This window comes from Streptomyces sp. NPDC046759 (assembly GCF_040645475.1).
Lineage (GTDB): Bacteria > Actinomycetota > Actinomycetes > Streptomycetales > Streptomycetaceae > Streptomyces.
The window spans coordinates 198,720-211,848 of the sequence record NZ_JBEYYJ010000011.1 but is presented as its reverse complement, the minus strand read 5'-3'; the positions used below and the strand labels follow the sequence as shown (position 1 = coordinate 211,848).

The window sequence follows — 13,129 nt, the reverse complement described above, 5'->3', positions numbered from 1 at the left end:
TGATCAGTGACCCATTCCCAGTCCGCCGTCAACGGGGATGACGGCTCCAGTGATGTACGAGGCGTCGTCCGAGGCGAGGAACCGCACCGTCGCGGCGATCTCCTCCGGCTGCGCGTAACGGCCGAGCGGCACCTGCGACACGATGTTCTTGCGCTGCTCGTCGGTGAGCACCTTGGTCATGTCGGTGTCGACGAAACCGGGCGCGACGACGTTGAAAGTGATGTTGCGCGAGCCCAGCTCACGGGCGAGGGAGCGCGCGAAGCCGACCAGGGCGGCCTTGGAGGCGGCGTAGTTCGCCTGGCCCGCCGAGCCGAGCAGGCCGACCACGGACGAGATCAGGATGACGCGGCCCTTCTTGGCGCGCAGCATGCCGCGGTTCGCGCGCTTGACCACGCGGAAGGTGCCGGTGAGGTTGGTGTCGATGACCGAGGTGAAGTCCTCCTCGGACATGCGCATCAGGAGCTGGTCCTTGGTCACCCCGGCGTTGGCGATCAGTATCTCGACCGGACCGTGCTGGTCCTCGATCTCCTTGTAGGCCTGCTCCACCTGCTCCGGGTCCGTGATGTCGCACCTGACGGCGAGGCAGCCGAGTTCCGTGAGGGCGGCCGGCGGCTCGCCCGATCGGTACGTGATGGCGACCTTGTCGCCGGCGTCGGCGAATGCGCGGGCGATGGCGAGGCCGATGCCCCGGTTGCCTCCGGTGACGAGAACCGAGCGGCTCAACGGATCACCCTTTCGATAGCGGTCTGCAGATGGCCGACAACCCGCCCGAACACCTGGATGGCAGGCGGCTTCGTCGAAAACCTATCGGTACGGCCGGGCTCGTGGGCAATCGGGCACCGACAGTGGCGGGCGGGAGTCACTGTCGGATCCCTACAGAAGGGCCCCGTCCGGACGCGAAACGTGTGGTCCGCCGGGGCGCTCGCACGACATGATCGGACGCGACAGGCCACGACAGCAGGGAGACCTCCGTGCCTCATTCCATCGACGAAGCCTTCACGGCGCTTCCCCTAGGGGCCCTCGCCGACGCCGCGCTGGCACGCGCGCGTGCGCTCGGCGCCGAGCACGCGGACTTCCGGCTCGAGCGGGTGCGCAGCGCTTCCTGGCGGCTGCGGGACGCCAAGCCCGCAGGATCCTCGGACACCACCGACCTCGGGTACGCGGTGCGGGTCGTGCACGGCGGTACGTGGGGCTTCGCGTCCGGTGTGGACCTGACCATGGACGCGGCCGCCCGGGTGGCCTCCCAGGCGGTGGCCATGGCCAAGCTGTCCGCGCAGGTCATCAGGGCGGCGGGGTCCGGCGAGCGGGTCGAGCTGGCCGACGAGCCGGTGCACGCGGACCGGACGTGGGTGTCGTCGTACGAGATCGATCCCTTCTCGGTGCCGGACGAGGAGAAGGCGGCGCTGCTGGCGGACTGGAGCGCGCGGCTGCTGGCCGCGCGCGGCGTCGATCACGTGGACGCCTCGCTGCTCACCGTGCACGAGAACAAGTTCTATGCCGACAGCGCGGGGAGCGTGACGACCCAGCAGCGGGTGCGGCTGCATCCGCAGCTGACCGCGGTGTCGGTGGACGGGTCCAACGGCGAGTTCGACTCGATGCGGACCCTCGCGCCGCCGGTCGGGCGCGGCTGGGAGTACCTGACCGGCACCGGCTGGGACTGGGACGACGAGCTGGAGCGGATCCCGGAGCTGCTCACCGAGAAGATGCGGGCGCCGAGCGTGGAGCCGGGCCTGTACGACCTGGTCGTCGACCCGTCCAACCTGTGGCTGACCATCCACGAGTCCATCGGGCATGCGACCGAGCTGGACCGGGCGCTCGGGTACGAGGCCGCGTACGCGGGGACCTCGTTCGCCACCTTCGACCAGCTGGGCAAGCTGAAGTACGGCTCCGAGCTGATGAACGTCACCGGTGACCGCACCGCCGAGCACGGCCTCGCGACCGTCGGGTACGACGACGAGGGCGTCGAGGCGCAGTCTTGGGACCTGGTGAAGGACGGCACGCTGGTGGGCTACCAGCTGGACCGCAGGATCGCCCGGCTCACCGGGTTCGACCGCTCCAACGGGTGCGCCTTCGCCGACTCCCCCGCGCACGTGCCGGTGCAGCGCATGGCCAACGTCTCCCTGCAGCCGGATCCCGCCGGGCTGTCCACCGAGGATCTGATCGGCGGCGTCGACCGGGGCATCTACGTGGTCGGCGACCGGTCCTGGTCGATCGACATGCAGCGCTACAACTTCCAGTTCACCGGGCAGCGCTTCTTCAGGATCGAGAACGGGCGGATCACCGGGCAGCTGAAGGACGTGGCGTACCAGGCGACCACCACCGACTTCTGGGGTTCGATGGCCGCCGTGGGCGGTCCGCAGACCTATGTCCTGGGCGGCGCCTTCAACTGCGGCAAGGCCCAGCCGGGGCAGGTGGCCGCCGTGTCGCACGGGTGCCCGTCCGCCCTCTTCAGGTCCGTCAACATCCTCAACACGACCCAGGAGGCCGGTCGATGAGCGCCCGTACGAACAAGCCGCACGAGATCGTCGAGCAGGCGCTGGCGCTGTCCCGGGCCGACGGCTGTGTCGTCATCGCCGACGAGCACTCCACCGCCAACCTGCGCTGGGCGGGCAACGCGCTCACCACGAACGGCGTGACGCGCGGTCGCACGCTCACCGTGATCGCGACCGTGGACGGCAAGGAGGGCACCGCCTCCGGGGTCGTGTCCCGCTCGGCGGTCACCGCCGAGGAGCTGGAGCCGCTGGTCCGGGCCGCCGAGGCCGCCGCGCGCGGCGCCGGGCCCGCCGAGGACGCGCAGCCGCTGGTCGGCGACGTTCTCCAGGCACCGGACTTCACGGACGCGCCGGCCGAGACCTCCTCCGCGGTGTTCGCCGACTTCGCGCCGGCTCTCGGCGAGGCGTTCGCACGCGCGCGTGCCGGCGGCCGTGAGCTGTACGGCTTCGCCAACCACGAGCTGGTGTCGACGTACCTGGGTACCTCCACCGGGCTGCGCCTCAGGCACGACCAGCCCACCGGCACCCTCGAGCTGAACGCCAAGTCCCCCGACCGCACGCGCTCGGCCTGGGCCGGGTGCTCCACGCGGGACTTCAAGGACATCGATCCGGGCGCGCTCGACGCCGAGCTGGCCGTGCGGCTCGGCTGGGCCGAGCGGCGCGTGGAGCTGCCCGCGGGCCGCTACGAGACGCTGCTGCCGCCCACGGCCGTCGCGGACCTGCTGATCTACCAGCTGTGGTCGGCGTCGGGCCGGGACGCGGCGGAGGGCCGCACGGTGTTCTCCAGGCCGGGCGGCGGCACGCGGGTCGGCGAAAGGCTGTCCGAGCTGCCGCTGACCCTGCGCAGCGACCCGAACGAGCCGGGACTGGAGTGCCCGCCCTTCGTGGTCGCGCACTCCTCGGGCGGCGACCAGTCCGTGTTCGACAACGGTCTGCCGACCCGTGCCACCGAGTGGATCGCCGAGGGCGTCCTCAAGCATCTGACGACCACCCGGCACAGCGCCGCCCTGACCGGGCTGCCGGTCGCCCCGGCGCTCGGCAACCTGATCCTGGACGGCGGGGACGACCGCTCCCTGGAGGAGATGGTCGCGGGCACCGAGCGCGGGCTGCTGCTGACCTGCCTGTGGTACATCCGCGAGGTCGACCCGGCGACGCTGCTGCTCACAGGCCTGACCCGGGACGGCGTCTACCTCGTGGAGAACGGCGAGGTGACCGGAGAGGTGAACAACTTCCGGTTCAACGAGTCGCCGGTGGGCCTGCTGCGGCGGGCCACGGAGGCGGGCCGTACGGAGAAGACCCTGCCGCGCGAGTGGAGCGACTGGTTCACACGGGCCGCGATGCCCGCGCTGCGGATCCCGGATTTCAACATGAGCTCTGTCAGTCAGGGCGTATAACCTCGTAGGCGTTCGCAGCCGGCTGTCACCCGGCTGCCCGAAGACCACCGAGGAGACACGAGAACCGTGACGGACATCGTCGACGAGCTGAAGTGGCGTGGGCTGTTCGCCCTGTCCACCGACGAGGACGCTTTGCGCAAGGCGCTCGCGGACGGTCCCGTCACGTTCTATTGCGGTTTCGACCCGACCGCGCCGTCACTTCACGTGGGCCACCTGGTGCAGGTGCTCACCGTGCGCCGGCTCCAGCAGGCGGGACACCGGCCGCTGGCGCTGGTGGGCGGCGCGACGGGTCTGATCGGCGACCCGCGTCCGACCGCGGAGCGCACGCTGAACGACCCGGAGACCGTGGCCGGCTGGGTCGGCAAGCTGCGCGCGCAGATCGAGCCGTTCCTGTCCTTCGAGGGCGAGAACGCGGCCGTCATGGTGAACAACCTCGACTGGACCGCGAACCTCTCCGCGATCGAGTTCCTGCGGGACATCGGCAAGCACTTCCGCGTCAACAAGATGCTGGCGAAGGACTCCGTGGCCCGCCGCCTGGAGTCCGACCAGGGCATCAGCTACACGGAGTTCAGCTACCAGATCCTGCAGGGCATGGACTTCCTCCAGCTCTACCGGCGGTACGGCTGCACGCTCCAGCAGGGCGGCAGCGACCAGTGGGGCAACCTCACGGCCGGCCTGGACCTGATCCACAGGCTGGAGCCCGGCGCCGACGTGCACGCGCTGGCGACCCCGCTGATGACCAAGGCCGACGGCACCAAGTTCGGCAAGACCGAGGGCGGCGCCGTCTGGCTGGACCCGGAGATGACGACGCCGTACGCGTTCTACCAGTTCTGGCTGAACGTGGACGACCGGGACATCTGCGGCTACCTGCGGATCCTGTCCTTCAAATCCCGCGAGGAGCTGGAGGAGCTGGAGGAGCAGACCGAGGAGCGGCCGCAGGCCCGCGCCGCGCAGCGTGCGCTCGCCGAGGAGCTGACGACGCTGGTGCACGGCGCCGACCAGACGGCCGCGGTGATCGCCGCGAGCCGTGCCCTGTTCGGGCAGGGCGAGCTGGCGGCGCTGGACGGCAGGACGCTGGCGGCTGCGCTGTCCGAGGTGCCGCACATCCAGGTCGCCGAACTGGGCGCGGTGGTCGACCTCTTCGCCGAGGTCGGTCTCGTCGCCAGCAAGTCCGCCGCGCGGCGGACGGTGAGGGAGGGCGGGGCCTACGTGAACAACGTGAAGGTCGCGTCCGAGGACGCCGTCCCGACGAAGGAGGATCTGCTGGACGGGCGGTGGCTGGTGCTGCGGCGGGGCAAGAAGAACCTTGCCGCGGTGGAGGTCGTCGCGGGTTAGCGCGGTGGGGGGTGTCGACGGTCCGCGGAGTGCGGCTGTCGTCCGTGGGTCTCGCGCCCCGTGACGGAGCCGCACTTCGGCAGGGCCCCGGGCCCCCTTCGCGGGCGCTTCGCTTCAGCGCGTCCTCAGGCTCTCGCCCTCTCCTGCTTCCTCTTGCCCAGCGTCGCCATGTAGAGGGCGTCCACGGCCGCGACGATGATGATCGCGGCCACCAGCTGGAAGATGTGGCGGCTCCAGTCGATGCCGCGGGTCGTCTCGACGCCGACGGCGCGGGCGACCGCGTTGCCCACGATGGCGCCGAGCATGCCGCAGATGGTGGTCAGCCACAGTGGGCTGTGCTGCTTTCCCGGGATGACCGCCTTGGCGATGAGGCCGAGCACGAACCCCACGATGATCGCCCACAACCAGCCCATGGCCGCCTCCTCGAGCAGCTCGACGCGAGCGTTACGGACAGTGTGGGTGGATGGGCCGTACGGCGCATGTCGGGTTCCCCCGTGCGCGGCTGGGCCCGGGCATCGCCGCAGGCAGGGCGCGACCCGGTCTCGTGGGCGGCGCAGCCGCAGCGTACCGTGGGTGTCAGGTCGGGGAGGGTCCGATGCGGGCGGATGGTGGATTGGGATGCGGAAACAACATGGCGACGGAGTCCAGGTGTTCCGGATCACCGGAGCCCGGACGGGACTCGCCGAGGACGTACGGGGCCGGCAGCGGCGGTACGTCATCTCGATGACGATCCGCACGGTGTCGGTGATCCTCGCGGTCTCCCTGTGGAACGTCGAGCGGTACGTCGCCGTCGTGGCGCTCGTGGCCGGCGCGCTGCTCCCCTATGTCGCCGTGGTGATCGCGAACGCCGGCCGGGAGAGGCCGCCGTCCCTTCCCTCCACGTTCATCACCGCGCCGATGCGGCCGATGATCACGCCGCCGCGGACGGACGGGACACGGGCGGACTCCGGCCCGAAGGACGCGGCGGCTCATCCGTCGGGGGCCGGCGGTGAGCGATCCGACCCCGCGTGACGCCGGCGGACGCACCGGAAGCGGAACGCCGCCCCCGTCAAGCTCAAGAAAAGCTCAGATCAATCATGTAGTTCCAGTGCCGGGCGGCGGGGTACCCGTGACATACTGCGTACGCGCTCCGCATCCCCCGTCGGAGCGACGGACCGACGCCGGGCAGCTCCCCCCGTGGCTGCTCGGCGTCGCCTTGTTTGCGCCCCTCAGCTGAGACGACTCGAGACGAACCTGTGAGTGACGAGACCCCGATCTGCTCCGCCAAGGGCTGCCGTGCCGCTGCCGTGTGGGTGCTGGCCTGGAACAACCCGAAGATCCACACGCCGGAGCGGCGCAAGACATGGCTCGCGTGCGAGGAGCACCGCGAGCACCTCTCGCAGTTCCTCGGGGTCAGGGGGTTCTTGAAGGACGTCGTGAAGTTCGCGGACTGGCAGGATCCCGAAGGAGCCTAGTGCTGCGGCCGGAAAGGTTCACCGGCTCGCGACGCCCGGCACACCTTTCCGATCACGGTACTAGCCGCCGATCGCCGACATCGGCCGGTCCGGCTGCACGAACGACGGGTCGTCCAGACCCGCCCCCGCCTTCTTCCCCCACATCGCCAGCTTCCAGATGCGAGCGATCTCCTCGTCGGGGGCGCCGGAGCGCAGGGCTGCGCGCAGGTCGGTTTCCTCGGTCGCGAACAGACAGGTGCGTATCTGGCCGTCGGCCGTGAGACGGGTGCGGTCGCAGGCCGCGCAGAAGGGGCGGGTGACCGAGGCGATGACGCCGACCCGGTGCGGGCCGCCGTTCACCAGCCAGCGCTCCGCCGGGGCGGAGCCGCGCGCGTCGGCACCCTCGGGGGTCAGGTCGAAGCGGGTGCGCAGGGAGGCGAGGATGTCCCCGGCGGTGACCATGCCGTCGCGCTTCCAGCCGTGCTGGGCGTCCAGCGGCATCTGCTCGATGAACCGCAGTTCGTAGTCGTGTTCCACGGCCCAGGCCAGCAGGTCGGGAGCCTCGTCCTCGTTCAGCCCCGGCATCAGGACACAGTTGACCTTGACGGGCGACAGGCCGGCCTCGCGGGCGGCCTGGAGGCCCTCGACGACGTCCTTGTGGCGGTCGCGGCGGGTCAGCTTCTTGAAGACCTCGGGGCGGAGGGTGTCCAGGGAGACGTTGACCCGGTCCAGGCCGGCGGCCTTAAGGGCGGTCGCGGTGCGCTTGAGCCCGATGCCATTGGTGGTGAGGGACGTCTGGGGACGCGGGGTCAGAGCCGCCACGCGCTCGACGATGCCGGCCAGGCCGGGGCGCAGCAGCGGCTCGCCCCCGGTGAAGCGGACCTCCTCGATGCCGAGCATGCGCACGGCGATGTCGACCAGGCGGACGATCTCGTCGTCGGTGAGCAGGTCGGGCTTGGCCAGCCACTGCAGGCCCTCCTCGGGCATGCAGTAGGTGCAGCGCAGATTGCAGCGGTCGGTCAGCGAGACCCTCAGGTCGGTGGCCACTCGGCCGTAGGTGTCGATGAGCACGTGGGCCCCCTCCCTCGATCCCTCAGCGATTCTCTTGCGTCGTCTGCGAGCCTACGTGACAGCGCTGACAACGACAGCGGCCCGATCCGACGAGGTACGACGAGGCCGCGTCGTAGGACCCTACAGTCCCGGACGACGCGGCCCTCGTACGAACGTGTCAGTGCGCTCCGGTGCCCGTGAGGGACCGCACCTCCAGTTCGGCGTACTTGCCGGCGTCCGGCACCTCCTTCGACAGCAGGGTGCCCACGGCGCCGAGCAGGAATCCGACGGGGATGGAGATGATCCCGGGATTCTCCAGCGGGAACCAGTGGAAGTCGACGTCCGGGAACATCGAGGCCGGGCTGCCGGAGACCACCGGGGAGAACAGGACCAGGCCGACCGCGGTGACCAGGCCGCCGTAGATCGACCACAGGGCACCCGCGGTGGTGAACCGCTTCCAGAACAGGCTGTAGAGGATGGTCGGCAGGTTGGCGGAGGCGGCGACCGCGAAGGCGAGGGCGACCAGGCCGGCCACGTTCAGGTCGCGGGACAGGGCGCCGAGGACGATCGAGACCGCTCCGATGCCGACGGTGGCCCGGCGGGCCGCGCCGATCTCCTGTTTCTCGGTGGCCTGTCCCTTCTTCATGACGTTGGCGTAGATGTCGTGCGCGAAGGAGGACGACGAGGCCAGGGTGAGACCCGCGACGACCGCGAGGATCGTGGCGAAGGCGACCGCCGAGATGGTGGCGAGCAGGACGGCTCCCCAGCCGGAGTCGACGCCGCCGAGGTGGAGGGCGAGGAGCGGTGCCGCGGTGTTGCCCGCCTTGTTGGAGGCGATGATCTCGTCCGGCTTGATCAGGGCCGCCGCGCCGAAGCCCAGGGCGAGGGTCATCAGGTAGAAGGTGCCGATCAGGCCGATCGCCCAGATGACCGACTTACGGGCGGCCTTGGCCGTGGGCACGGTGTAGAAGCGGATCAGGATGTGCGGCAGACCCGCGGTGCCGAGGACCAGGGCGATGCCGAGGGAGATGAAGTCCAGCTTGGTGGTGCCGGTGGCGCCGTACTTCAGGCCGGGCGCCAGGAACGCCGCGCCCTTGCCGCTGTTGTCGGCGGCCTTGCCGAGCAGGTCGGAGACGTTGAAATGGAACTTCAGCAGGACCAGGAAGGTCAGCAGCAGGGCCCCCGCGATCAGCAGCACCGCCTTGACCATCTGGACCCAGGTGGTGCCCTTCATGCCGCCGATGGTGACGTACACGATCATCAGGACGCCGACCAGGGCGACGATGCCGATCTTGCCGCCGTCGCTGGTGATGCCGAGCAGCAGCGAGACGAGGACGCCGGCGCCGGCCATCTGGGCGAGCAGGTAGAAGATCGACACGACGATGGTGGAGACACCGGCGGCCGTGCGGACCGGTCGCTGTCGCATGCGGTAGGCCAGCACGTCGCCCATGGTGTAGCGGCCGGAGTTGCGCAGCGGTTCGGCGACCAGCAGCAGGGCGACGAGCCAGGCGACGAGGAAACCGATGGAGTACAGGAAGCCGTCGTAGCCGAAGAGGGCGATGGCGCCCGCGATACCGAGGAAGGAAGCGGCGGACATGTAGTCGCCGGAGACGGCGAGGCCGTTCTGGAAGCCGGTGAACTGGCGTCCGCCGGCGTAGAAGTCGGCGGCGTCCTTGGTCCGGCGGCCCGCCCAGACGGTGATGACGAGGGTCGCGGCGACGAACACCGCGAACAGGGTGATGATCAGCGGCCGGTGCTCGCTCGCCTCGCCGGCGGCCGACGTGATCGCGGGGCTCATGCGCCGCCCTCCATCCGGGACTTGATGGCCTCGGCCCTGGGGTCGAGCCTGGCGGCGGCGTGCCGTGCGTACCACCAGGCGATGAGGAACGTGGTCAGGAACTGGGCGAGGCCGAGGACGAGGGCCACGTTGATGTTGCCGGCCACCTTGGTTCCCATGAAGCCGCCCGCGTAGTTGGAGAGCAGCACGTAGAGCAGGTACCAGGCGGTGAAGGCGATGGCCAGCGGGAAGGCGAACGAGCGGTGGGCGCGGCGCAGTTCACCGAACTCCGCGCTCTGCTGCACCTCGGCGAACTCCTCTGCGGAGGGAAGTGGGGCCCCCGGTGCTGCGGGGGGCGGTGTCTCGGTGGCCACGGAGTCTCCTCGCGTTGCGGAAGCGATGACGAAGGGGGCTCGATGGTGCTCGTGCTCCCTGCCCAAGGTCCACGGCGCCACGCGAGGGCCGGTTCAAGTCCTATGAGTTGTTTCGCAAGCGGTCTTGTCGATCCATTGCCAAGTCATTGCTGCGCGCGGAGCCGCGGGGATAGCTTCTGCGTGCACCACCCGTCATGTACCTGCCCGAGCGCCACCGTGTCTCGGGCGGTTTTGATTCCGGATGATGTGGAGATCCCATGGCTCATCTGCGCTCCAGACGCCGGCTCGCGCTCGCCGTGCCGGTCGCGCTGTCGCTGACCGCCTCGCTCGGTTTCCTGCCGGCGCCGGCCTCGGCTGCGCCCGCCGCGGCCGGCGCGGTGCGGGCGGCGGACGACGGCGCCCGCCTCGCGTACGTGGTCAACACGGGCACGGACCGCCGCACCATCGAGTCCGTGCAGCGGGAGATCACGCGCAACGGCGGCTCGATCGTGGCCGGTTACGACAGGATCGGCGTGTTCGTCGTCCACTCCGCCGACCCGGACTTCGCCGCTCGGATGCGCGCGGTGCGCGGGGTGGACTCGGCGGGCGCGACGCGCACCGCGCCGCTGAGTGCCGCGGGGACGACCGACGAGGGCGCGGTGCAGGTGCTGTCGAAGGCGGAGGTCGCGAGGCTCGCCGAGGCCGCGGCACCGGGCGAGGAGCCGCTGGAGGCCGACCAGTGGGACCTGCGGGCGATCGGCGCCGACGCGGCCGCGCGGATCAACCCGGGCAGCCGCAGCGTGACGGTCGGAGTCATCGACACCGGTGTCGACGACACCCACCCGGACATCGCCCCGAACTTCTCGGCCTCCCAGTCGGCGAACTGCGTGAGCGGCAAGGCGGACACGACGTACGGCGCGTGGCGCCCGGCGGACGCCGCCCACTACCACGGCACCCATGTGGCCGGTGAGATAGCCGCGGCCCGCAACGGCGTGGGCGTCGCCGGTGTGGCGCCGGGCGTGAAGGTCGCGAGCATCACCGTGGCCCAGCCGGACGCGACTGCGCTGTTCTACCCGGAGAGCGTGGTCTGCGCCTTCGTGTTCGCCGCCGACCACGGCATCCAGATCACGAACAACAGCTACTACGTTGATCCGTGGCTGTACAACTGCATGGACGATCCGGATCAACGTGCCATCGTCGACGCGGTCAACAGGGCCCAGCTGTACGCACAGCGCAAGGGCACGCTCAATGTGGCAGCCGCGGGAAACTCCAACGACGACCTGGACGCGCACGCGCTCGTCGACGCGTCCAGCCCCGACGACTCGACCGCCACGACCCGCACGGTCGACCCGCACGAGTGCTTCGACGTGCCGACCCAGCTGCCCGGTGTGGTGACCGTGAGCTCGGTGGGCGTCAAGGGCGCCAAGTCGTACTACTCCAGTTACGGCCAGGGCGTGATCGACGTGGCGGGGCCGGGCGGGGACAAGTACCAGATCCCGGACACGCCGTCGAAGAACGGCCGCGTCCTGTCCACCCTGCCGAACGACCAGTACGGCTTCCTCCAGGGCACCTCGATGGCCTCCCCGCACGTGGCCGCGGTCGCCGCGCTGCTGAAGTCGGCGCACCCGCACGCCACTCCGGCGCAGCTGCAGGCCCTGCTGAAGGCCGAGGCGGACAATCCGGGCTGCCCGAGCGGCCCCTACGACGGCGACGGCGACGGGGTCGTGGACGCGACCTGTGCCGGCGGCAAGCGCGTCAACGGCTTCTACGGCTTCGGTGTCGTCGACGCGTTGCGAGCGGTGACCAGGTAGGTCCCGGGGGTGGGTGACAGGGGCGCCCTCCGGTCACCCACCCGCGCGGCGCGTCCGATAGTTGATCCGATCAACGTTGATCAATCAATAATGCATAGTGTAGTCATGACAGACATCGATGTGGCCTGGACTGCACTGGGCGGCGACCCCGCCCTGGTTTCCCGGGTGACGACGACCGAACGCCCCGGCGCTCTCGCGGCGCGGCTCGGCGTGCGGGAGCTGGCGCGCGCCTGCGTCGGCGCCTGTGCGCTGGCCGCCGCGGAGCTGGCGGCCCGCCGGGCGGGACTCAGCGAGGTGCCCGGCGTCCGGGTCGACGACGGCGCCGTGGCAGCCGCCTTCCACAGCGAGCGGCACCTGCTGGTCGACGGGCGGGCGCCGGTCGTCTTCGCGCCGCTGTCGCGCTTCTGGCGGACGGCCGACGGCTGGGTACGCACCCACGCCAACTACCCGCACCACCGGGCCCGGTTGCTCGGCGCGCTGGATCTGCCCCCGGACGCCTCCGTGGAGGCGGTGGCCGCCCGACTCGCGGAGCGCTCCGCACCGGACGTCGAGGAAACGGTCTACGACGCCGGCGGCCTCGCCGTGGCCCTGCGCACCCCGAAGGAGTGGCAGGCGCACGAGCAGGCCGCCGAGGTGGCCGCGCGCCCCCTGGTGGAGCGCGAGCGGCTGGGCTCGGGACCCGCCCGCGTGCTCCCGCCGCTGGACCGGGCCGCCGCCCGTCTGCTGCCCGCCGCCGGCCTGCGCGTCCTGGACCTGACCAGGGTCCTCGCCGGTCCGGTCGCCACCCGCACCCTCGCCCTGCTCGGCGCGGACGTGCTGCGCCTGGACGCCCCCTGGCTGCCCGAACTCCCGGACCAGCACGCGGACACGGGATTCGGAAAGCGGTCCGCCACCCTGGATCTGACCACCGGCCGCGACACCTTCGAGGAGCTGCTGGCCACGGCGGACGTCGTCGTCACCGGCTACCGGCCGGGCGCCCTCGACCGGTTCGGGCTCTCCCCCGAGGCGCTCACCGCGCGCCGGCCCGGCCTCGTCGTGGCCCAGGTCTCGGCGTGGGGCGCCTACGGTCCCTGGGCCGGGCGGCGCGGCTTCGACAGCCTGGTCCAGGTCGCGACCGGGATCGCCGCGACCGAGGGCTCGGCCGACGAGCCGGGCGCGCTGCCCGCGCAGGCACTGGACCACGGCAGCGGCTATCTGCTGGCGGCTGCGGTCCTGCGGGCGCTGACCGAGCAGTCGTACGACGGGGGTGGCCGGTTCGTACGGCTGGCGCTCGCCCGGACCGCGCGCTGGCTGACGGACGACATCCGGCCGGTTCCCGCGACGGGCGCGCCGTACGCGGGGCCGGACGCCTGGCTGGCCGAGACGGACAGCACGCTCGGCAGGCTGCGGCACGCGCTGCCGCCGGTGTCCTTCGCGGGCGGTCCCGCCGACTGGGCGCGGCCGCCGGTGCCCTGGGGGTCGGACGGCGCCTGCTGGTGGTGAGC

The 13,129-nt window shown here is 71.1% G+C and carries 12 protein-coding genes; 7 read left to right on the top strand and 5 right to left on the bottom strand.

What is annotated here, in order from left to right; all coding sequences use genetic code 11:
* Positions 1-3 precede the first annotated feature (3 nt).
* Complete coding sequence (gene fabG / locus ABZ919_RS17735; protein ID WP_361248350.1) at positions 4-723, bottom strand: 3-oxoacyl-[acyl-carrier-protein] reductase; 720 nt, start codon at positions 721-723, stop codon at positions 4-6.
* A gap of 248 nt (positions 724-971) precedes the next feature.
* Between fabG and ABZ919_RS17730 the strand changes: the two genes are divergently transcribed.
* From ABZ919_RS17730 to tyrS, 3 genes are all read left to right on the top strand, one after another.
* Entirely contained in the window at positions 972-2,495 is a 1,524-nt protein-coding gene (locus tag ABZ919_RS17730) for a TldD/PmbA family protein (protein WP_361248348.1), read from the top strand.
* Positions 2,492-3,886, top strand: coding sequence for a TldD/PmbA family protein (locus ABZ919_RS17725; RefSeq protein WP_361248346.1), 1,395 nt, complete (start codon positions 2,492-2,494; stop codon positions 3,884-3,886). Before ABZ919_RS17730 ends, ABZ919_RS17725 begins: the two co-directional genes overlap by 4 nt.
* A gap of 66 nt (positions 3,887-3,952) precedes the next feature.
* Complete coding sequence (tyrS, locus tag ABZ919_RS17720; RefSeq protein ID WP_361248344.1) at positions 3,953-5,221, top strand: tyrosine--tRNA ligase; 1,269 nt, start codon at positions 3,953-3,955, stop codon at positions 5,219-5,221.
* Positions 5,222-5,346: 125 nt separating this feature from the next.
* Here tyrS and ABZ919_RS17715 read toward each other — a convergent pair whose 3' ends face one another.
* Positions 5,347-5,634: a GlsB/YeaQ/YmgE family stress response membrane protein gene (locus tag ABZ919_RS17715; RefSeq protein WP_361248342.1), complete on the bottom strand. Its 288-nt coding sequence runs from the start codon at positions 5,632-5,634 to the stop codon at positions 5,347-5,349.
* A gap of 205 nt (positions 5,635-5,839) precedes the next feature.
* Between ABZ919_RS17715 and ABZ919_RS17710 the strand changes: the two genes are divergently transcribed.
* The gene (locus tag ABZ919_RS17710) at positions 5,840-6,232 is read left to right on the top strand and encodes a DUF3099 domain-containing protein (protein ID WP_361248340.1); all 393 of its coding nucleotides are present in this window, start codon (positions 5,840-5,842) and stop codon (positions 6,230-6,232) included.
* Between the two features lie 224 nt (positions 6,233-6,456).
* Positions 6,457-6,675 (top strand): hypothetical protein, encoded by a 219-nt coding sequence (locus tag ABZ919_RS17705; protein ID WP_228623897.1) that lies wholly within the window; start codon positions 6,457-6,459, stop codon positions 6,673-6,675.
* A 60-nt stretch (positions 6,676-6,735) separates the two neighbouring features.
* On the opposite strand, the gene moaA is transcribed toward ABZ919_RS17705, so the two are convergent.
* The 3 genes from moaA to ABZ919_RS17690 all read right to left on the bottom strand — a co-directional run bounded on the left by moaA (position 6,736) and on the right by ABZ919_RS17690 (position 9,855).
* Positions 6,736-7,725 (bottom strand): GTP 3',8-cyclase MoaA, encoded by a 990-nt coding sequence (moaA, locus tag ABZ919_RS17700; RefSeq protein WP_361248338.1) that lies wholly within the window; start codon positions 7,723-7,725, stop codon positions 6,736-6,738.
* Positions 7,726-7,882: 157 nt separating this feature from the next.
* Positions 7,883-9,502 (bottom strand): cation acetate symporter, encoded by a 1,620-nt coding sequence (locus ABZ919_RS17695; protein ID WP_361248336.1) that lies wholly within the window; start codon positions 9,500-9,502, stop codon positions 7,883-7,885.
* Positions 9,499-9,855 (bottom strand): DUF485 domain-containing protein, encoded by a 357-nt coding sequence (locus tag ABZ919_RS17690; protein ID WP_361248335.1) that lies wholly within the window; start codon positions 9,853-9,855, stop codon positions 9,499-9,501. The genes ABZ919_RS17695 and ABZ919_RS17690 overlap by 4 nt, the downstream gene beginning before the upstream one ends.
* 257 nt (positions 9,856-10,112) lie before the next feature.
* On the opposite strand from ABZ919_RS17690, the gene ABZ919_RS17685 reads away from it, so the two are divergent.
* On the top strand, positions 10,113-11,645 hold the full coding sequence (locus ABZ919_RS17685) for a S8 family serine peptidase (protein ID WP_361248333.1): 1,533 nt from the start codon (positions 10,113-10,115) through the stop codon (positions 11,643-11,645).
* Between the two features lie 105 nt (positions 11,646-11,750).
* Positions 11,751-13,127, top strand: coding sequence for a CoA transferase (locus tag ABZ919_RS17680; RefSeq protein WP_361248331.1), 1,377 nt, complete (start codon positions 11,751-11,753; stop codon positions 13,125-13,127).
* The last annotated feature ends 2 nt before the right edge of the window (positions 13,128-13,129 follow it).